A 22,279-nucleotide genomic window follows, 5' to 3' on the forward strand; every position below is an offset into this window, starting at 1 on the left:
ATGGAAAACAGATATTTCAAACGTGACATCAGCTGGCTTTCCTTCAACTACCGCGTACTGCTGGAAGCGGAAGACGAGACATTGCCGCTATACGAACGCATCAACTTTATTTCTATATACTCTTCCAATCTGGAAGAATTCTACAAGATACGCGTAGCCGACCATAAGGCCATAGCCACCGGAGCCTCGCAAAGCGATGAAGAGACTATGCAGTCTGCCGCCGAACTGGTAGATGAAATCAACCAAGAAGTCAACCGCCAACTGGAGGAACGTATCCGCATCTACGAACAGAAGATACTGCCCGCCCTGCGGAAACATCACATCATATTTTATCAAAGCCGCAACGTAGAACCGTTTCACCGCGACTTTGTGCGCAGCTTCTTCCGCGAAGAGATATTCCCTTATCTGGCCCCGGTGCCCGTAAGCAAGGACAAGGTGATTTCATTCCTGCGCGACAACCGTCTCTATCTGGCCGTACGGCTTCATCTGAAAGGAGCTCCCGCCAGTTCTCCAAACCGTATCCAGTATTTCGTGATGAAACTGCCGTACAGCAAAGTGCCGCGCTTCATCCAGCTGCCTAAGGTGGGGAAAGACTATTATCTGATGTTCATTGAAGACATCATCAAGGCCAATCTGGATACCATCTTCCCCGGTTATGAAGTGGACAGCAGTTATTGCATCAAGATTTCACGCGATGCGGATATTCTGATAGACGATGCCGCCAATACCTCCGAAATCATCGAGCAGGTGAAGAAGAAGGTAAAGAAACGCAAGATAGGCGCCGTGTGCCGTTTTGTATACGACCGCGCCATGCCCCAGGACTTCCTCGACTTTCTGGTAGATGCCTACCGCATAGACCGCCGGGAGCTGGTGCCGGGAGACAAGCACCTCAACATGGAGGATTTGCGGCATCTGCCCAATCCCAACCAAAGCGTACGTCCCATCAAGAAACCCCAGCCCATGAAGCTGACCTGCCTGGACGAACGCGAATCCATCTTCCGCTATGTGGAGAAGAAGGACCTGCTGCTGCATTATCCCTACCACTCCTTCGACCACTTCATCCATTTTCTATATGAAGCCGTCCACGAACCCACCGTGCGTGAAATCATGGTGACCCAGTATCGCGTGGCAGAGAACTCCACCGTCATCAACACCCTGATAGCCGCCGCACAGAACGGAAAGAAAGTCACTGTCTTTGTGGAACTGAAAGCCCGCTTCGACGAAGAAAACAACCTCGCCACCGCCGAGATGATGAAAACCGCCGGCATCAACATCATTTTCAGCATACCGGGACTAAAGGTACATGCCAAAGTAGCCCTCGTGCTACGCCGCGACAAGGAAGGGCGCAAACTGACAAGCTACGCCTACATCAGCACCGGCAACTTCAACGAAAAGACCGCCACCCTCTATGCGGACAGCGGACTATTCACCTGCAACCCGGTGATTGTAAACGACCTGCACAACTTGTTCCGTACTCTGCAGGGAAAGGAAAATCCGGTGTTCCACCGCCTGCTTGTGGCCCGCTTCAACCTGATTCCTGAACTGAACCGCCTCATCAATCACGAAATAGAACTGACCCGGCAAGGCAAGCAAGGACGGATTATCCTAAAAATGAATGCCCTGCAAGACCCCGCCATGATAGACCGCCTCTACGAAGCCTCGCAAGCCGGTGTAGAGATAGACCTCATTGTCCGCGGCATCTGCTGCCTCATCCCCGGGCAGGAGTACAGCCACAACATCCGCGTGACACGCATCGTGGATACCTTTCTGGAACATGCCCGTGTGTGGTACTTCGGCAACGGCGGCGCACCCAAGCTCTTCCTCGGCTCGCCGGACTGGATGCGGCGTAACTTGTACCGCCGTATCGAAGCCGTCACCCCCATTCTAGACCCGGACTTGAAGCAAGAGCTCATCGATATGCTATCCATACAACTGTCAGACAAACGGAAAGCCTGCTTTGTGGACGACCGGTTGCGAAACCGCTGGAAGTCGTCGCGACCGCAAAAGGAGAAGGTACGGTCGCAATATAGCTTTTACGAATACTTGAGAGAGAAAATATAAACAACTCTGCCCCAATATACCTCCGGCTCAACTGTCTTTTATAGGACACAGACGTACGGCAGTTCCTCCACTACGTGCTTGCCGAATGGTGAGGGTATCACTATAAGTCACTTCGCGCTCTTCTATAAGTATAGCAGCAGGACATGTCTCATAATCGGCCTCAGGAGCATCACGATAAATAGTAGCCAGATATCTTTTATCTGTATCGAGAAAAGACAGACTGATATTAGCCGTTCGTTCCTCATCTCCCGTGATACTGCCTATATACCAGTATCCCTCTCCTTTATCACAACGGGCAATAGTAACATAACTGCCAATGCATGCTTCCGGCACCACTGTTCTGCTCCAATCTGTAGGACAAGATACTATAAAATTAAAAGGTTCCGGATTAGCCTCGTAATTCTCTATTTCATCCGAAGCCATTTGTAACGGTGAATAGAGCACCACAAACAGCGCCAATTGTTTGGCCAGTGTGGTATGTACACGTGTCTGTGGCATTACATCGTTAACAAACCGAAACGTCACCGGTGTAAAGTCCATCGGGCCTGCCAACCCACGAGTGAAAGGCAATATTACGGTATGAGAGGGAGGATTTCCACCATCTACATCCCAAGCGTCCCATTCTTGTCCACGTACTCCCTCTTGTGTCATCAGATTAGGAAAAGTACGCTGCAAACCTGTAGGAATCACCGGTTCATGATTATCAATACAGATACGGTGACGGGCAGCAGCCTCTATTACCTTGCGATAATGAAGTACACCAAACTGACTGCTATGATATTCTTTCCCATCAAGCAAATCGCCCACATAACCCGTTTTTACTTGATGCACACCATATTTCTCATAGAACTTGAAACCATCTTCCATCTGATTTTCATAATTGGAAACATTACCGCCAGTTTCATGATGTCCTATCAAAGCTACTCCTTTGCTACGCCCATAATCAGTAATACGTTGTATATCAAAATCGGTATAAGGTTTTGTGAAACTAAACTTCCAAGTAGCCCAGTCTTCATTCCACCCTTCCACCAGTACACCTCCCAGGTTATTGGCAGCAGCAAAATCGATGTGACGCATTGTATTCTCTGTTGTGGCCCCATGATGGGGACCGGCATGCCAGGTGTTATGCTTCATGTGATAAGTCCACCAAATTCCAATATAGCGCATAGGTTGTATCCAGGAAGTATCGGTTATACGACAAGGTTCATTAAGATTTAACATGAGACGGGAAAGAAGCAAATCACCGGCAGATTCAGCCACTATCATTGTACGCCAAGGAGATACACGGGTATCGGTAACACGTACTTTCTCACCTGTACTCCAAGGTGTAAGAGCCGCACGTAATGTAACCGTTTTATTATCTTCAACTTGTTCAACCGGCTTCAAGTTCATGGCAGCATAATCTGTAAGATTTGCTTCATGAATAGCCAAATAAAGGCTATCTGTTGTCTCAATCGTCACCGGAGTGCTTACCCATCCCATCTTACTAAGAGTTTTTTTCTCAAATAAGGCCTCGTAAAAACGAACTCCTTTCACTGGAATACTCCAAGCATCATAATCTGCAGGAAAAACGAATTCAGTCACTTCGTCATCAATAAGAAACTCTTGTAGCTGTTGCTGGCGCGGGAACTCATACCGGAATCCCATCCCATCATCAAAAAGACGAAAAATAATATTCAGTTCCCGCTCCAACGATGTTTCTTCCTTGAGGCATACCCTCAATTCATTATAATGATTTACAATTTCAGCCTCTTCCCCCCATACTGGTTGCCACACATCATTATGCGAATCATGCTTAACCTCTTTTAGAACGAAACCAGTCAAAAGATCTGGCGCATCCTTCAAAACCAATCCCAGACGTGAAGGAAGTAAAATATTCTTCCCCGCATGTCTTAAACAATATCGGGGAGCACCTTCTTCATCAAGTGTAAACTCTAAAGAAAGTTTTCCATTTGGAGAGGTCAACTTGATATGTTCCTGCTGGCATGAAATCATCCATAGGCCTAAACATAAAGCAAGTATAATCTGTAGCGTTTTTTTTAGTTTCATAGTCATTACCGAATTTAATTTTATATATCCAATTCTTATTTTATAAGTCTACTGATAAACAGTCCCTTTCCTTCCTCAGCCGGAATAACACAGAAGTTTACGAAACCACAGACAGACTCCGGTTCAAGCAACGTGGCAACCAAATTTCCTAAAGGTTGTGCCAAAGGTACCAACCAACTACCTATTGGAAGTTCTACATTATCTTCATAGACATCCGTTTCTACATTTACCGGATGAATCCCCTCCCATTCCTTCTCTGCACGATACAGACGGGTTACTTTGTAACGCTCAACTTTTGCTTTTTGTACACGGGTAACTTGCTCAATGTGTACACCCAACGCTCGAAGCTTACATACTGCTTCTGTACAGGGAGCATCGAGCAGATAAGCCTTAGGGCGAGTACGCATCAATTGAGGTGTTGCCTGCATGGCATCAAGGGTTGGCAGTTCAGTCTTAAACAGTTCATTGGCCTTATAATCGATAAAAGAGACTACATGACGTACAGTATCCGAAGTGAAAGTAACATATATCGGTTCAGTAGCTTTCAAGGTGCGCTTCCTGGCTTGTTCTATCTTACGTTTAATTGAAGCACGATGTTGCGCAGCAGTAACCAACGTTTGCCGTGCCACCAAGAAACCGCACTCACTACGACGTGCAAAACACTCCGGTCCCAATCCAATACCTCTTATTTCGACAAAAAGCGATACAGCCCCCGTCAATGCTTGAAAAGTAGAACTGGACTGCGGACTTTTGGCACCTTTTACAAGAACAAGGGAACCATCTGCCACACGAGGAGTAAAGTAGAAACCGGAAGCATAACCGGCACTATTTAAAACGACCTCTGCCTCACGACGAAAAAGTTCTTCAGACAGCGTACGTAAAGCTAAAGGCGCATTAAGATGTCCTGTAGGTAAAAAAAGTACATCAGCAGCATTTGCTGTCGGCACTCCACGTAATAAGTTAAACTCACGACGTAAAGGTGTATATTCATGAATATCAAGAGCTACGTCCGGATTCCATTGCTGATAGGACTGCTTCAACAGCAAAGTGACAGTATCCTCTAATTTGCTCTGATCGCGATTCAAATCGTAACCATCGGCTGAACGACGTTGCTGAATGGCATAACCATCAACATTGGCTATAGGAACCAAAGCCACAGCTATATGATTCAGCAATTCACGTCCTTCTTTTTCACAAAGTAAGTAACGGACAAGCATGCATACAGCCTCAGCACCTGCCGGCTCGTTACCATGCAGTGCCGCTTGAATCCATACCCTTACCTTCTTCTTGTCGGGAGTACCCAAATAAAGTACCGGAATGGTACGTCCTTGTTTGGTAACACCAATATTCTCCATATATGCCAAACCCGGAGAACGTACAACCAATTGTTGTAAATAGTCCTTTATCTCATCAACCGATGCCAATCCGCTACCGTAAGGTTTACTTAGAGTAGGTGTCTCACGGTCAAATTTGGGGTCAGGATAGAAACTTGCAGTTACTCCGGCAGGTTGCTTCGACTGATTTCTATTCCATAACACAAGATTAGCTAATACCACTTCTTGTGCTATCCTCTGTAAATAAAGAGCCGTTTCAGACGGTAGACCTGCATAATAATCGCTGCTAAAAGGCTCACCAAAAAAAATTGCATAAAAGACACAAGCCGCCAGATAACTGCCTGCAGGACTAGGGTGGCTGCCATCAGAATTATACAACTGCAAACTTGGACACTCTCTACGTACACGTCTCCATGCCTCACCCACAGGAGCACAATAAGCATCAAGGACATCAGCCATTTCCAAATAGTTTTCCGTAAGTTGCTGCTGCATTCCTTCATAAGTATCATTATTACGCCCCCATGTCATATAACAGACACTTTTTCCTTTTGGGGCATAAAGACGGAGTAAACTATCTAACTGCGCCGCAGGATGGAATACATTCTTCTTTACCCATTCCTTTTCACGAGTAGGTGCCTTGCTCTGTTCCTGCATCACCATATAATCCCATCCTCCTTCACGAATCGCCTCTAATGTTTGCGTATTGGCTGCATGCTGTCTCAAGTACCAACCAGGGTTAGCAACCTGGCGCACTGATATTTTTTTTCCACATGAGGATGCTAACGATTGGACTTGCCATGGCAAACGATTAAAAAAAGTATAGCTGTTACCTATAAAAAGTACCCGTAAAGAATCTGTCGTCAATAATGGCACAGCTTGTTTCCCCATAGGGACAGCCTCATGCCCGATGCCGCACTCTTCTATCTTGCGCCAATGGCATTCCCAACCACGGGATGCAGCCAACTGGTGAATATAAAGCCAGAAACTACGCCCACGCTCCATACGGTTTCGTCCTTGTCGTTCAGCTTCAGGAGTCTTGCGTAGAAAAGACTCACGTATCGTATCTCCCAAAGCCAGCTGTAGTATGATAGGTTTTGACAAGTATTTTTTTATCTGTTCAGATGAAATATAGGGGATACCAGCCGTACCATAAGGATATGTCTGGGCCAAATCAGGAAAAGTATACCAACCGGGAGAACTTATAATAGCTTTTTCCACATAAGGACTATCGTGAAAAAGCATGAAACGCTGTACGAATTGCCCACCAGCAGAATGACCATAAATCATATATCCTTTGCGCATGCTTCCCGTAAATTGACGCACATATTCAAATAGTTTATCAACCAACACTGGTGTAATTTTTTCGGGAGCATTAGCTACTGTATGGGCAGCATTCATCACCCCCACCTCCTGATAGTCTGCCAAAGGATAAGATTTCAAATCAAAGTGAGGTATAAAAAGCATAAAACCCTTTCTCTCCGCTTCTTCTTTCCAACCGTCCAAAAGATAACGATAGCCGCGGTCTCCTCCTTCAAAGACAAATACAATAGGCATTTGTTTAATATCCCCCTGGGAAGGTATATAATAATGTACATCTACCGGGCGATCGGCAAAAGGAGGGTATTGACTATAAGTGAAGAAATGTTCACCTCTTGGCCTTTCCAAAGTCTGTTTCGCTATTGCAGATAAACAAATACAGAGGAATCCAATACAAAATATAATCAGCTTCTTCATAATTCGTACCTTCCCTTCTTTACTATTGTACCATCTTGCATTACAAATTTACCACGGGCAATGACATCTGTAAGCTGCAAATCTTCCGCCAAAAAACACAAGTCTGCATCTGCTCCTTGTGCCACAATACCTTTAGCTCGTAATTTCAGATTACGAGCCGGATTGGATGTTATCAATGTAATCGCCTGTTCCAATGGTACCCCCTCCTCATTGACTAATGCAACTACCTCCTTGAAATTTAAATTCAAAGGAGCAGGACGATAAGTTATTTCTCCAGTTTCAGGATTCACTCTGCGTACGCCACCATGGCCATCACTAGAAAAAGTAATGCGATCAAGGGGGACACCAGCTCGCAATGCACGTATCACACAACGATGGGGAGTATCAAACTTTGAGCCACCAGTCGAAAAATCAATCATTCCACCTAATTTACCAAATTCTACAGCCTGCATAAAAAGAGCTTCAGTACGTATCAGATGAGTAGGAGACAGATAAGATATCAGTGTAGGATAGTGACGAGCAATATTGAGTAAGGGCTCAATACCTTCCGGAAGTGCTCCCAAATGAATGTGGAGAATTCCTCCTTTACCAGATGTAAATCCCCCTAAACGTACCTGATGTATAATACGTAATATCTCTTGCTCTGTCGGAAACGGACTACGGTCATCACTCATCGCCAGCTTACAGCCAATAACTTTATCTATGAAGATAAGATCGTCAGCCACACTATTCATCAATGTTTTGGTAGGCAATCCGTAATAACTTGTCAGCATATAAGCCGACAATCCGTCATCGTCAATAGCTTTGGCCTTGGCATAAAGCGTAGTAAGTTCTTTGGCAAATCCATCAGTACCAAGCATACCCAATACAGTAGTAGTACCACATGCCACCAGTTCGCTCATAGTCACCTCGGGGACTAATGAGGCATAACCTTGTTGCCCTCCTCCACCAGTAATATGTACATGCTGATCTATAAATCCCGGAGTAACAATTTTACCTTGCACGTCAATAGTATGGCAAAATGATTCATTCAGTTCAATTGTCTTTGAAATATGCGCAATCTTTTCTCCGCATAGCAAAATGTCTGTTTTACCAAGATAGGCAGGAGCATATAAATTTGCATTCTTTATCAATGTAAACATAGCTGTCGATTAATTTTAGAAAGTGATAAGATGATAAAGTATCAAGAAAACAATTCCTCCTATTAAAGGAAATGTATTACGCCTTGCCAACTCCACTGATGACACACCGGCTACCCCGGCAATGGCAACAATGACTCCGGCAATAGGAGATGCGGCACGTCCCATGCTTGCCGCCAACTGCAAAGGAAGTATCAATGAAAAAACCGGCAAACCAAGCTGAGTGGCTATACCCGGCAATAAAGGACCAAATGAAAAAAAGGCTGCATTGCCACTTCCCATCAGCATGGCAGCTCCAAAAATAATGAGAGTAAAGATTGCGGCAATAGCTAATCCCGAAAGTCCGATATGAGAGGAATAACCCACCAATGAATCAATAAATCCCAAACCAATCAGTCCTTTAGAGAAAACTTCTGAAGCTACAATCAATGTTACAACTGAAGTAAACACATTTCCCATGCCTTTCCAAAAACTTGCAAAAACGTTAAAAGTAGTACGCACACTACGAGTATGAAACAACACAAATACCAATGATAAGAACAGAGAAAAAAGCATAGCAGTAGTGGTACCCAATGTTACAGTAGGCTGAAACAGTCCCACAAAAGGTGAAAAGAAAATGAGAAGAGCCAAAGGTAATACCGGGAGTAGCGCAAAAGCCAATGGAACATCCGGTTTTTCTACTAATGAGGTTGCAGTCACATTTGACACCTGCAATATGCCATCCTGCTGTTTCTTTGCATCTTTTTTATCAAAATAACGGTTATTGAAATAGAAGAGTACCATTACAACCAAGGAAGTAGGAATTACTAAAGGAAGTTGATGAGTGATGAAATATTCCACATTGGATTGTCCTATCAATTCGGCAGCCATAGCAGTATTTGCCGACCCCGGTCCCTGATCAAATAGAGTAGCAGCGGCAATGACTGACAATGCTGTAAGTTGGCTTACTCCCAAACTAATTAAAACAGGATAAACCGAAGCCACAAGCAACAATCCTAATCCGGCAGCTGAAGGAGTAGTAATAAAAAGTAATTGTCCAATAGGAATAACTATAGTAGCCGCCAAATAAGGATAACGTCGAAAAAGACCTAATGGCTTCATGGAAATATAGACCAATGCATTAGTAGCCTTTATGTTATTCATGAAAGCTACATAACCGCCAATTGTCATTATCATAAACCCTGCACGCGCCAAATTAGAAAGAAAAACTTCCTCTATCATCCTTACCAAATCAAACACCACCATTCCCGTAGCTTCACTAGGTACTACCGAATGCACTTGCATGAAAAAAGCAGCTGTAAGCATTAATAAACCGGAAAGCATCAAAAGACCTTGAGGATTGAGCTTACGATAAAGACCTACCGCTGTAATCCCTACCATAAGAAGACTAAAAATGAAAGCCAATTCGGACATGATGTATCAAGATATTAAGTTTTTGTTTTCTTTTGAATATATGAATCTAAATCAGATATAAACACCGATATATACAAAGCCGTTTTATATGCGGTATTTATATCTGACTATTATCTATCAATACCCCGGATTATTTTCCAAAGGATTACCAGTATTGGCATCAATGAATGATTGCGGCAGCGGGAAAAGGACAGGAGTTTCATATTCATCCATACCACGTCCTGCAATACCAGCTATCTCATTGAGTTCACGCATGCGACGTTTGAAATAGTTATTGGTATCACGTTCGTCACCACCATTTTCTTGGCAAACACGTACCAATGTATGACGACGTTCTTCCTCCGTAAGCAGTTCACGGCTGCGTTCATCAAGAATGAAATCCATACCACCGATTCTAAGATCATCTTCAGTAATACTTACAGCATTGGAACGATTACGTACTTTATTTATCCATTTAATGGCCTCACCTACTTGATTACTCTTGTAAAGAGCCTCTGCATAAAGTAAATATGTATCTGCCAAACGTAAATAAACAATGTCCGCATAGTGTCCATCATTAGCTGCATTAGCCAAAATAGGTGGAGTATAATCCCATTTACGAGTAGTAGGCCAATCATATTTTTTAATGGAAGTAGAAGTTAGCATGGCTGCATTAACCGTAGTATCAATAAGTGCAGTACCACCTAAATCAAATACCTTGGTTACATTGCCGGCAGCATCTACATCATTAATACTCCATACGATAGCATTGGCAGATACACGGTCATCTTGTTCTCCCATTCCTTTATAATTGTACAAACGAAGTGCTCCTCTGGAAGGAACTACACGTCCGGCTCCCTTACCACCATTAGCTTGCCAAAAGACTTGTGCAAATGAACCTTCACCACCGTTATTGATATAGTCCGGATTATGCTGGTTTGTCTTTTTACAATCGCCATCATTAGCATAATAGTTCTTATAAGTTGTAGTCATATAGACATTTGCAGTACCATAGGCACTATTCTCCTCTTCTGTGTTAATGAAAGCCAGTAGCACCTCCGTATTTCCATCAGCATACATAGGAGTATAAAATACGTCAATAAAAGGACATCCATCATTGGAAGCATTACTACCAAAGCGTTGATTTATAAGGGAATATTCTCCACTTTCCACTAATGGTTTCAGTACTGAAACTGCTTTTTCAGCATTACCTTCTGCCAAATAAAGTTCACCCAAATAGTGACGTGCTACAGCACCAGAGACTTTACTATTATTAGAAGTACGCAAAGGAAGGTTATCGACTGCAAACTGGAAATCTTCTGCCATCACTTCGCGAATACTACTCAAGGAAGCACGGTCCCAATCATCACGATAATTCAATCCTGTAATTTCTTGTGTTGAAAGGGGCACTGCACCAAATGAATAGGTAAGGTGACGGTAAGCCCAAGCACGGAAGAAGCGAGCTTCGGCCAACACCTCATTTTTACGATTTTCAGCATCAGCACCACTTCCCCAGTTAATGCCATCATTGTCAGCTCTTGAGATAACCATATTGGCAGTGTTGATGATACGATATCCCCACTGGAAAATATTATTCCAAATAGCAAGATCAGTGTAAGTTATCTCTTTGGGATTGTAGAGGAACTTCATTTCCGCATGACTATTATTGGCCCATGAATTATCTACCCCTCCACCCCAGGCAGAATGCAGACAGAGCGCAATACTTCCTCCCATTGCATCAGCACGGCGATACTCTGCACGCATAAGACCATAAAGAGGCGTTATCATCGATTTAAATCCATTGTAATCTACAAGTAAATTTTCAGGATAAAGTGCATCACGAGGATCTTCCTTAAGAAACTTATCCTCATTACAGCCGCCCATAGTGAGCAATAATACTGTAAACACTAAGACATTGAAATATGTTATTTTTTTCATATGTGCAATTTCATTTTAGCTTTTTATGATATATTACTCTCATCAAATATCTAACTTTAGTCCAAAAGTGAACGAACGTACTGGAGGAGCAGCCAATTGATCATTGAGAAATTCCGGATCCATACCTGTCCAGCCAGTTATTGTAGCCAAATTCTTAATGTTCATGTAAAGATTGAGCCGTTTGATGAAAGTACGACGCAACCATTGTTGTGGGAAATTATAACCCAATGTAACGTCGGAAATACGTAAGAAATCTGTCTTTTCATAGAAACTGGCTCCCTCTGGATTCACATCACTATTCAAACTATTTTTCGGATAGCTATTCGTAGGATTCTCTGGAGTCCAAAAATCCACCAAAAAACGGTTCTGGCGATATGAATTATGGCTTGTATCATACAAGGCATTCAGATGGGTTTGTCCTAACTGAGCCGTTAAGAACACACTCAGAGTGAAGTTTTTGTACTCAAAAGTGTTCATCAAACTCATATTTACTTTAGGAATAGCCGACCCTATAATAGTCTTATCAGCCGTTGTAATATCGTTACCATCTACATCAAGGTATTTCACATATCCAGGATACGAATTACGATAGTTAGGATCTTGCTGCCCTGTCGGGTTAGACGGATCAGCAATCTGCCATACACCGATAATTTTATAATCATAGTTCACATTGATAGGTTCACCAATAAACCACTTGGAAGCCACATCATCAACCGGCTTTCCATTAGCATCATACAAACCAACATCTACAATCTCCGAACGATAGTGTGAGAGGTTGAAAGAGGTGCTCCAGCGAAAACTCTTATGTGTAATGTTATTAGAAGTTATCTGGAATTCAAAACCACGATTACGGGTCTGTCCACGATTCTCAGTAATAGAGCCAGTACCATTAATGGTAGGAATAGAACGGGAAAGCAGCAAATCTTTGGTTTTAGACCAATAAATATCAAATGAACTCTGAATACGTCCATTCCAAAGTGCAATATCAAAGCCAGTATTAATAGATGTAGTAGTTTCCCAACCTAAACCGGGCGAAGCTAACTTCGACGGATAGAAACCAAACTGTGCAGTATGATCATCATTCAGATAATTGTAAGTTGAAAGATTAGGTAGTGTACTATAAGCACTGATAGCCTCATTGCCATTTTTACCCCATGACAAGCGATATTTCAGATTGCTAATGGTTTCACTTATAGGCTTGTCTTTAAAAAAAGATTCATTGGAAATATTCCATCCAATAGCGGCTGAAGGAAAAACGCCGAATTTAGAACTTTCACCAAAAGCGGAGTAACCATCACGACGAGCAGTAAGAGTTAACAAGTAACGATCATCATAAGTATAATTCAAACGCCCCATTTGTGAAATATGATTTTCTTTATAATAATTGGAATTACCAGACATTGTGGCAGCTTTAGAAATCTGGTAATAATACATCACATCATTGGGAAAATTCTTACCTTCCATTGTATTCTGTTCATATTCCTTGCTTTGAGCAGAATATAATCCTGTGAAAAATATACGATGTTTGCCAAATTCACGTTGATAAGAAATAATATTCTCCAAAATCCATTCTTCTGAATGCCAGTCATCAGTATTCAATACGCCATTAGCACTAGCTCCTTCGTAGGTATCCAAACCTTGATAATTCTTATAGGAGCTGTTTTGGTAAGTGAAGCCTGTATTCAATTTATAGCTCAGCCCTTTAATAAAGGGAAACTTTACCTCAAGCACATTATTAGTGATAACCTTTGCACGGATATCTTTTGTCTTATTATTAAGAGATCCCAACGGATTAATGCTGAAAGCTGAAGAGGAGTCCTCAGTAGCAGAAAGTGTAAGTGAACCATCCTCGTTATAAGCACGTCCCAACGGAACTTGTTTTATAGCCCGCCAAAAAGAAGCACTGCTACCACTACGATCGTAGCGACCTAACTGTGTAGTAGTAGAAAATTTCAACCAACTATTAAACTCCTGATCAAGATTGAAACGTATATTATAACGCTTGAACTCATTGCCTACCGCAGTTCCTTTCACATCCGTATAGTTCAATGAAATGAAATAGCTGGTTTTGTTAGCTCCACCACGGAAAGAAAGGTTATGCTGTTGTTTTATACCGGTCTGTGTTGCCAACTTCATCCAATTAGTACTCTGACCGGCAGCATACATAGCTAATTCAGTAGGAGTAAAGTTATCTAACCAAGGTTCAGGATTCTCTTCTGTAGGAGGAGTAGTATTGGTAGCCTTGAAAGCTTCAGATTTATACTTATAGAATTCTTTGCCATTCATCATACGAGGTAAATTGATAGGCTGGTCAATAGTAACATAAGTATCGTATGATACCGTCAATCTGTCTTTCTTACCGCGCTTAGAAGTAATAAGGATTACACCGTTAGAACCGCGAGCACCATAAATGGCTGCTGAAGAGGCATCCTTCAATACTTCTATACTCTCTACATCATTGGGATTGATTTCCGACCATGGACCATCAAAAGGTATTCCATCAAGAATAACAAGAGGTTTATTATCGGCCGTAATGGAGTTGTTACCACGAATACGTGTAGTAGTGGACGAACCTTCAGCATTACTACCCGTCACACTAATATTCAATCCTGGAACTGCTCCTTGCAAAGATTGAATCAAATTAGCTTGTGGGCGACTTTCAAGTACATCCGAGTTAACTGAAGCAACCGAACCTGTAAGATCACTTTTGCGCTGTACACCATAACCTACTACTACCACCTCATCCAGTGCCTGGTTATCTTCTTTCAGTACAATCTTTAACGATGATGCGTCTTTCACCTGCAATGTCTTGGATATATACCCAATGAAACTTATCTCCATTACCGCCCCCTTAGTCACTGAAGCGAGTTTAAAGTTTCCTTCTACATCGGTAATGGTGCCCGTACCCGTACCTTGTATCACTACATTGGCACCGATTATCGGTTCTCCTTGTTCATCTGTCACATTTCCGTTAATATTCCATGTCTGTGCATGAAGTGAGCTTGAAAGTGACAGCATCCACATAAGACAGACAAGCAAAATACCACTTGCGTCTCTCGATTTTTGTCTGGTTTTCATAAATTACATTTTTAAGTTAATAGGAACTTGTGTGTAAAAAATCTCGAGAGCAAAATTAGACAATGTAACAACCGATTATATTCACTGGTAGAGGATTTGGTAAATTCACAAAGTTATATATTGCTGATTATCTTTCAATTACAGACAGACTCAATAGATTTTCAGTAGTGATTTAAATTAAATCGGTAATCAAAAACATGTATATAGATAATTGCCATTCGATAGTATTAAGCTATTGAATGGCAATTATCTATATACATGTGGGTAAAAAATGAGAGAAACGCTCAGTCTTCAAATTACTTTTTACAAACCTCTTTCACAGCTCGAAGAAATTCCTCCTTACTGAGCGAAGATTTATTTAAAGTTATAGAACGATTATTATATACGGTTTGCAGTGAACAGTGCAAAAATTCTGCAATCTTCTCACTATCCGTTACCCCCATTCGTATCAAAGCATGAATACGAAGTTCTGTATTAAGCCGCCCAGACTTCACTTCAATATGTTCTTCGGGACGTAGCAAACTATTGAAGTGCTCTACAAAATCAGGGTATAAATGTAGAATAATGGAATCAAATTTCTCATAAAAATCCTTCATTTCATCGCTCATGGTAGAAGTAGAACTAATCATCTTCTTTAAATCTTCAAGTTGCCCAGCCTTTAATTTACGGTTTAACTTTTTACGATACTCCTCCATACGGCAAATATAGGATGAACAAAGTTTGAATACCTGACCAATATACTCCTCCTTAATATAATTTGTGTCACGTAGAACCAAATTGAGCTTTTGCAGTTCACTATTAAGACTCTTCAATCTACCATTGGCCACATGTAGCTCAACCAAAGCTTTCCTACGTCTTCTTGTTTGCCTTCTCAAAAAGAAAAGAGCTATCAGCAATACAATAGTGAGAAAACTAATAAATAAAAGGAATAGCTTTAGCTGCTTCTGTTGCATATGATCACGTTCAATGTAGCTTTGATGTATCCTTCTCTGCAACTTCTGCTGATGAAGCAGTCGTACACGGCTCTTAAAAGTTATACCGATATCAGAACAATAAGTACTATAACGATAGGCTCGGTCCAACTGACCTTGTTCATATAAATAGGAAGCCAATGCATATAACGAACCAATATCACGATTCACAGCATATACATCAGCAATACCTGAGAGAATCATATTTTCCAGCCACTTGGTATGGTTGTGCTCTTTTTCATAAAGTAGAGCCAAGTTATAAGCTAAAATAGAATAATTACGACTATTAGGTAGAAGACGTTGTTTTTCCTTTTCCAACTCATCCCTAATGGCAATACGTTGTGCACCGGGAACATCTTGATATTTCCACACACGGCTATAAAGGTAGCGTGGTTCGTCAGGAGTGGCCGTCTGCAATACTGAATCTGAATATAACGCATAAAGTTGACCATAATGCTCATGTAATGCATCATCACCTAATGAATAGAGTTGCAACCGCGAGCAGAGAGTACGCATCTGACCATAATAACGCGAACGTAAGTAGCGAGGCATACTGGAAGAACAGAGTGAATGCATTACTTCAGAGGCTTGACTAAGCAAGCCATTAGCCGTATAAACAAAACCAATACCTAATAAAGATTCAATCTCACGATTCTTATCATGATATTGTCGTGCTAAATCAAGGCTTTGTGTAGTATACTTCATAGCCGAATCTGCATCATACACACGATATTCTTGATAAATAGCCTGATTAAGTTCATACTGTTTCTCAAATGCCTTAGATTGTCTTAGTGAATGCTTCAACGCCTCTATTCGCTCCTCTTTCTGCAAAATAAGTTTATCAGAATTATCTATCAGACTATCTAATTGAGTAAACAATGCCTCATTTGCCTTAGCAGCACTATCTGAGATATGCTGCTTGCATCCAGCACAAAAAAACAAATATAGTAAGAAGAATAGGTTTAAACAAAAATGGTTTTTCATATTTCTATATTCGTTGGTAGAATTCATTTATTTAATAAATGAATTAAAAAAGTTACATACATCTTTGATTTTTAATATCAAAGTTCTAATTACAATCAATTCTACACACAACTTGTATGCAATATTCGCAAGAATTCTCGACATCTGCAAACAATTAACTAGTAATTTGGCTGCTTAACATAGAAATAACCAAATACGAAACACAAAAGCATCCACTCTTCTATTATACTTATATTGTTACTCTTAAATGCTTAACATTAATGATTATTAGGAGAATAAGAGCAATCGCTCTTAACACAATACCATTCTATTCCAAAACATTTGTAACATTTCTGTAACATGTATGACATTTCCCTGCAACACCAAACTCTTTCCTTTGCAGCCGGAAATAAAATACATGTCTATGGAAACAATTTATCTGGGTATCGTCATCTTTCTGTTCGTACTCGCGATTTTCGACCTCGTGGTAGGTGTCAGTAATGATGCGGTCAATTTTCTTCAGTCGGCTGTCGGAGCAAAGGCAGCATCTTTCAAAACCATACTGTTCATTGCAGGCATTGGCGTCTTCATCGGTGCGGCACTCAGCAATGGCATGATGGACATTGCACGACACGGCATCTATCAACCGGAGCACTTCTACTTTGCCGAAATCATGTGCATTCTGCTTGCCGTCATGTTGACGGACGTCGTGCTATTAGATGTCTTCAACACTATGGGAATGCCTACCTCCACCACTGTATCCATGGTGTTCGAGCTGCTGGGAGGTACGTTCGCACTGGCGCTCATCAAGGTCTATAACAGCGATACATTGGGACTGGGCGACCTCATCAATACAGACAAGGCGCTGTCTGTCATCATGGCCATTTTTGTATCCGTAGCCATTGCCTTCTTCTTCGGTATGCTGGTACAGTGGCTGGCACGTATCGTGTTCACCTTCAACTACAAGAAGAACATGAAATACAGCATCGCGCTGTTCGGTGGTATAGCTGCCACCAGCATCATCTACTTCATGCTGATAAAGGGGCTGAAAGACAGTTCATTCATGACTCCTGAAAATAAGCAATGGATACACGACAATACCGCATTGCTGATAACCGGTTTCTTTGTATTCTTCACCATACTGATGCAGATACTGCATTGGTGCAAGATAAACGTCTTCAAAGTAGTGGTTCTGATGGGTACTTTCGCCCTCGCCCTCGCCTTTGCCGGCAATGACTTGGTGAACTTTATCGGTGTTCCCCTCGCAGGATATTCCTCATTTATTGACTATACAGCCAATGGTACGGCCGCCGGCCCCGACGGATTCCTGATGTCCTCACTCCTCGGTGCAGCCAAAACCCCGTGGTATTTCCTTATCGGTGCAGGCGCTATCATGGTCTATGCACTCTGCACATCCAAGAAAGCCCACAACGTCATCAAAACTTCCGTGGACCTTGCCCGTCAGGATGACGGTGAAGAGAACTTCGGAAGTACCCCGATAGCCCGCACGCTGGTACGCTTCAGCATGACCCTGGCTAACGGAATATCCAAAACAATGCCCGAAAGCAGCAAGCGGTGGATGAATACACGCTTCCAGAAGGATGAAGCCATCATAGCCGACGGCGCCGCTTTTGACTTGGTTCGCGCTTCCGTCAATCTCGTATTGGCTGGTCTGCTCATCGCCTTGGGAACTTCCTTGAAACTCCCCCTTTCCACCACTTATGTCACCTTTATGGTAGCCATGGGTACATCGCTTGCCGACCGTGCCTGGGGACGTGATTCGGCGGTATTCCGCATTACGGGTGTGCTCAGCGTTATCGGCGGTTGGTTCATCACTGCCGGAGCAGCGTTCACCATCTGTTTTTTCGTGGCATTAATTATCCATTTCGGCGGTACGGTTGCCATCCTGGCACTGATTGGTCTGGCAGTCTTCATGCTGATTCGTAGCCAAGTGATGTACAAGAAGCGCAAAGAGAAAGAAAAAGGCAACGAGACCCTAAAACAGTTGATGAAGAGCACGGACAACAGCGAAGTCATCGAATTACTCCGCAAGCATACCCGTGAAGAACTGCTGAAGATTATGGAATTCACAGAAGAGAATTTTGAACGTACCGTCACTTCCTTCCTACACGAGAATCTACGCGGACTGCGTCGTGCCATGGGCTCAGTAAAATTCGAAAAACAACTCATCAAGCAGATGAAGCGTACCGGAACACTTGCCATGTGCCGCCTCGACAACAATACCGTACTGGAAAAAGGACTCTATTACTATCAAGGCAACGACTTTGCCAGCGAACTGGTGTACAGCGTAGGCCGTCTTTGCGAACCTTGCTTGGAGCACATAGACAATAACTTCAATCCGCTGGATGCCATTCAGAAAGGAGAATTTACAGACGTAGCCGAAGACATCTGCTATCTGTTGCAAGTATGCCGCCACAAGCTGGAAACGAACAATTATGATGAACTGGAAACAGAGATTCGCAAAGCCAACGACCTCAACGGCCAGTTGTCTCACCTGAAACGAGAAGAGCTGCAACGCATCCAAAGTCAGAGCGGCAGCATCAAAGTCAGCATGGTATACCTGACTATGATACAAGAAGCCCAAAACATAGTGACCTACACCATCAACCTGATGAAAGTAAGCCGCAAGTTCCAGGCAGAAAAAGAAGAGTTATGAGTTATAAGTTATAACTCCTTAAGCCCCATCTTCTCCGCCCGTTGCAACATAAATGCACGGGCGGCTTCGTATTCATTGGGAATGATGCCGTCCAAAATGGCATCCTTAATGGCACTCTTCAAGGCACCTACCTGCTGGCAAGGAGAAAGGCCGAAAGTCTTCATGATTTCTTCACCACTGACCGGAGGCTGGAAATTACGGATACGGTCGCGTTCCTCCAAATCCTTCAGCTTCTGGCGTACCAACTGAAAATTATTAAGGAAACGTTTCTTACGCTCCATATTCTTGGAAGTAATGTCGGCTTCGCACAGTGTCATCAGGTCGTCTATATCATCACCTGCCTCAAACAAGAGGCGACGCACTGCCGAGTCGGTCACTACATCATCCGCTATCACAATGGGACGCATGTGCAGGCTCACCATTTTCTGCACATATTTCATCTTCTCATTCATAGGGAGCTTCATCTTGCGGAAAATATCGGGTATCATCTTCTCGCCAATGAAATTATGGTTATGGAACGTCCAGCCCGCACGGGGTTCCCAACGCTTGGTGGCAGGCTTGGCTATATCATGCAGAAGAGCTGCCCAGCGTAGCCAAAGGTTGTCGGTCTTCTTGCTGATGTTGTCGAGTACTTCGAGCGTATGGTAGAAATTGTCCTTATGGGCGCGTCCATTACGCGTCTCCACGCCTTGCAGCCTGACAAGTTCCGGGAATATCAGTTCCAGCAGACCACAGCGGTCCAGCTCAATGAATCCCTTAGACGGAATAGGTGACAAGATGATTTTGTTCAGTTCGTCTGCAATGCGTTCTTTGGAGATGATGGAGATGCGTTCGCGATTACGCTCCAGAGAATCGAATGTCTCATCGTCAATATAGAATCCCAGCTGGGTGGCAAAACGGACACAGCGCATCATGCGCAAAGGGTCATCACTGAAAGTTATATCAGGGTCGAGGGGAGTCCGGATGGTCTTTTCCTTCAAGTCTCCAATACCGCCAAAGGGGTCGACCAACTCGCCATAACGCACCCGGTTCAGGCAAACAGCCAGTGCATTGATGGTAAAATCACGGCGGTTCTGGTCATCCTCCAATGTACCGTCCTCTACAATAGGCTTGCGGGAATCGTGTGTATACGATTCTTTTCTTGCACCCACAAACTCAACTTCCGTACCATAGTACTTCAATTGTGCCGTACCGAAATTCTTGAAGACGGAAACATGCGCCCCACGCCCCAGACGCTTACCCAGCGCCTCGGCCATGGCAATGCCACTGCCTACCACCACCACATCAATATCCTTGGAAGGACGTTGCAGGAAAATATCACGTACATATCCACCGACTACGTAACATTCCAATCCCAATTCATCAGCCGTTTCGGATATCCGCTTGAATATATCATCACTAAAATATTGCTTCAGTTCTTCTGCCGTCAAATCTATCATAAATAATGCGCTAATGTAATGAATACGCAAATGTGTTAATGGTCTATTAGCACATTTGCACATTAAAATGCTGCAAAGATAAAGATATTATTTCTATTTTTGTGGACTCTAACTCCAAGAACAACAAATATGAAAAAAGTAATACTCCTTGCATGCCTATGCTGTACACTCTTCTCTTGCGAAGATGTGGAGAAGAAAGCCGGTGAAAAACTACAAGCTGCCCGCGAAGCGTTTGAACTCGGCAACTACAATGAAGCGAAGATTCTAATTGACAGTATCAAAGTGCTCTATCCCAAAGCGTTTGAAACTCGCCGTGCAGGCATCGGCCTGATGCAGGAAGTGGAACTGAAAGAGCAGGAAAAGAGCCTGGTCTACTTGGACAGTATGCTTCAAGCCAAGCAAAAGGAATTCGACGCAATCAAAGGGAAATACACCTTTGAAAAAGATGCCGAATACCAGAATATTGGCAATTACCTGCATCCCTCCCAAGTGATAGAAAAAAATCTGCACCGTTCTTTCCTCCGCTTCCAAGTAGACGAAAACGGAGTCATGAGTATGACTTCCATTTATTGCGGAGCCCATAATATCCACCATGTGGCCGTCAAAGTCACTGCTCCCGACGGCAGTTTTGCCGAAACACCCGCCGCCAAAGACAGCTACGAAACCACTGACCTCGGTGAAAAGATTGAAAAGGCAGACTTCAAACTGGGAGAAGACGGAAACGTCATGGGGTTCCTTTATCTGAACAAGGACAAGAATATCAAAGTCAACTATCGAGGGGAACGTCCCTATTCCATCACCATGACTGCCGCCGACCGCCAGGCCCTTGTCAGCGTCTACGAGCTGGCACAACTGCTGTCATCCATGACGGAAATAAAGAAGAATATGGAGGAAGCCAATCTCAAAATCGAATTTGTAAAAAAGAAGATGGAAGAGAGAAAAGACAATGCACAAGAATAAAAAGAAGGAAACCGGATGATATATTCATTACTTAGTCATCCGGTTCCCTTTTTATTATCAGTAAAGCCTTACCAAACTAATTTAGGTAAATAACGGCTCAGACATGTACGCAAAGCAGACAGAGTGATGGGTTTTACCAGCACTTCTGAGGCTCCGCATTCCAAGGCTTTTTCACGGTCGGCAGTAAAGGCGTAAGCGGTCTGCATGATGATGGGAAGTTCCTTATCCTTCTTGCGAATAATCACCGTAGCATCCAGCCCGTTCATAATAGGCATTTTTATATCCATCAGAATAGCTTCCGCTTTGTCGCGATTCTCTTCGAACAAATTTACAATATCCTCACCATTCTTTGCCCATAGTATCTCGCATTTCTTGCCGATAATAGCCTTTATCAGTTTAAAGTTACTATCATCATCTTCCGCAACCAGAATAAGCGGACGGTAATCTCCTGACACTTTTTCTATTTCCATGACCTATGCGTTTTGTTTATATAGGGGCAAAGATATAAAAAATAATAGATTTGCACTATCTTTGCAACTCATTA

General features: G+C 42.9%; 12 protein-coding genes. 3 read left to right on the top strand and 9 right to left on the bottom strand.

Translation table 11 applies throughout. The features are described 5' to 3' along the window. Nucleotides 1–2,061: an RNA degradosome polyphosphate kinase gene (locus H1A11_RS11510; protein ID WP_181757238.1), complete on the top strand. Its 2,061-nt coding sequence runs from the start codon at nt 1–3 to the stop codon at nt 2,059–2,061. 27 nt (nt 2,062–2,088) lie between these two features. Here H1A11_RS11510 and H1A11_RS11515 read toward each other — a convergent pair whose 3' ends face one another. From H1A11_RS11515 to H1A11_RS11545, 7 genes are all read right to left on the bottom strand, one after another. Next, nucleotides 2,089–4,116 (bottom strand): glycoside hydrolase family 97 protein, encoded by a 2,028-nt coding sequence (locus H1A11_RS11515; RefSeq protein WP_117600056.1) that lies wholly within the window; start codon nt 4,114–4,116, stop codon nt 2,089–2,091. A gap of 29 nt (nt 4,117–4,145) precedes the next feature. Then, on the bottom strand, nt 4,146–7,178 hold the full coding sequence (locus H1A11_RS11520) for a M14 family zinc carboxypeptidase (RefSeq protein WP_138345801.1): 3,033 nt from the start codon (nt 7,176–7,178) through the stop codon (nt 4,146–4,148). Next, nucleotides 7,175–8,320 (bottom strand): beta-aspartyl-peptidase, encoded by a 1,146-nt coding sequence (gene iadA, locus H1A11_RS11525; protein WP_009037984.1) that lies wholly within the window; start codon nt 8,318–8,320, stop codon nt 7,175–7,177. The genes H1A11_RS11520 and iadA overlap by 4 nt, the downstream gene beginning before the upstream one ends. Before the next feature lie 15 nt (nt 8,321–8,335). Further along, a complete protein-coding gene (gene dcuC, locus H1A11_RS11530; RefSeq protein ID WP_022401143.1) occupies nt 8,336–9,730 on the bottom strand; it encodes a C4-dicarboxylate transporter DcuC in 1,395 nt (464 codons plus the stop codon). Between the two features lie 117 nt (nt 9,731–9,847). Next, nucleotides 9,848–11,647, bottom strand: coding sequence for a RagB/SusD family nutrient uptake outer membrane protein (locus tag H1A11_RS11535; protein ID WP_022401142.1), 1,800 nt, complete (start codon nt 11,645–11,647; stop codon nt 9,848–9,850). Between the two features lie 42 nt (nt 11,648–11,689). After that, complete coding sequence (locus H1A11_RS11540) at nt 11,690–14,725, bottom strand: TonB-dependent receptor (protein ID WP_181757239.1); 3,036 nt, start codon at nt 14,723–14,725, stop codon at nt 11,690–11,692. 296 nt (nt 14,726–15,021) lie between these two features. Beyond that, the gene (locus tag H1A11_RS11545) at nt 15,022–16,707 is read right to left on the bottom strand and encodes a DUF6377 domain-containing protein (protein ID WP_022401141.1); all 1,686 of its coding nucleotides are present in this window, start codon (nt 16,705–16,707) and stop codon (nt 15,022–15,024) included. 376 nt (nt 16,708–17,083) lie between these two features. Between H1A11_RS11545 and H1A11_RS11550 the strand changes: the two genes are divergently transcribed. Continuing rightward, nucleotides 17,084–19,336, top strand: coding sequence for an inorganic phosphate transporter (locus H1A11_RS11550; protein ID WP_138345797.1), 2,253 nt, complete (start codon nt 17,084–17,086; stop codon nt 19,334–19,336). Between the two features lie 8 nt (nt 19,337–19,344). Here H1A11_RS11550 and H1A11_RS11555 read toward each other — a convergent pair whose 3' ends face one another. Next, nucleotides 19,345–20,775, bottom strand: a complete 1,431-nt coding sequence (locus H1A11_RS11555) for a CCA tRNA nucleotidyltransferase (RefSeq protein WP_008664002.1) — start codon at nt 20,773–20,775, stop codon at nt 19,345–19,347. Nucleotides 20,776–20,904: 129 nt separating this feature from the next. Here H1A11_RS11555 and H1A11_RS11560 point away from each other — a divergent pair, with 129 nt between their 5' ends. Continuing rightward, nucleotides 20,905–21,735, top strand: a complete 831-nt coding sequence (locus tag H1A11_RS11560) for a hypothetical protein (protein WP_181757240.1) — start codon at nt 20,905–20,907, stop codon at nt 21,733–21,735. Nucleotides 21,736–21,803: 68 nt separating this feature from the next. Here H1A11_RS11560 and H1A11_RS11565 read toward each other — a convergent pair whose 3' ends face one another. Then, nucleotides 21,804–22,205, bottom strand: a complete 402-nt coding sequence (locus tag H1A11_RS11565; protein ID WP_005827060.1) for a response regulator — start codon at nt 22,203–22,205, stop codon at nt 21,804–21,806. Nucleotides 22,206–22,279 lie beyond the last annotated feature (74 nt).

The organism is Bacteroides sp. CACC 737, from assembly GCF_013874375.1.
GTDB lineage: Bacteria > Bacteroidota > Bacteroidia > Bacteroidales > Bacteroidaceae > Bacteroides > Bacteroides uniformis.

What these genes read in the sequence shown, in the direction of transcription:
- H1A11_RS11510 (WP_181757238.1), top strand. Translation starts at nt 1, where the DNA reads ATGGAAAACAGATATTTCAAACGTGACATCAGCTGGCTTTCCTTCAAC.
- H1A11_RS11515 (WP_117600056.1), bottom strand. Translation starts at nt 4,116, where the DNA reads ATGACTATGAAACTAAAAAAAACGCTACAGATTATACTTGCTTTATGT.
- H1A11_RS11520 (WP_138345801.1), bottom strand. Translation starts at nt 7,178, where the DNA reads ATGAAGAAGCTGATTATATTTTGTATTGGATTCCTCTGTATTTGTTTA.
- iadA (WP_009037984.1), bottom strand. Translation starts at nt 8,320, where the DNA reads ATGTTTACATTGATAAAGAATGCAAATTTATATGCTCCTGCCTATCTT.
- dcuC (WP_022401143.1), bottom strand. Translation starts at nt 9,730, where the DNA reads ATGTCCGAATTGGCTTTCATTTTTAGTCTTCTTATGGTAGGGATTACA.
- H1A11_RS11535 (WP_022401142.1), bottom strand. Translation starts at nt 11,647, where the DNA reads ATGAAAAAAATAACATATTTCAATGTCTTAGTGTTTACAGTATTATTG.
- H1A11_RS11540 (WP_181757239.1), bottom strand. Translation starts at nt 14,725, where the DNA reads ATGAAAACCAGACAAAAATCGAGAGACGCAAGTGGTATTTTGCTTGTC.
- H1A11_RS11545 (WP_022401141.1), bottom strand. Translation starts at nt 16,707, where the DNA reads ATGAATTCTACCAACGAATATAGAAATATGAAAAACCATTTTTGTTTA.
- H1A11_RS11550 (WP_138345797.1), top strand. Translation starts at nt 17,084, where the DNA reads ATGGAAACAATTTATCTGGGTATCGTCATCTTTCTGTTCGTACTCGCG.
- H1A11_RS11555 (WP_008664002.1), bottom strand. Translation starts at nt 20,775, where the DNA reads ATGATAGATTTGACGGCAGAAGAACTGAAGCAATATTTTAGTGATGAT.
- H1A11_RS11560 (WP_181757240.1), top strand. Translation starts at nt 20,905, where the DNA reads ATGAAAAAAGTAATACTCCTTGCATGCCTATGCTGTACACTCTTCTCT.
- H1A11_RS11565 (WP_005827060.1), bottom strand. Translation starts at nt 22,205, where the DNA reads ATGGAAATAGAAAAAGTGTCAGGAGATTACCGTCCGCTTATTCTGGTT.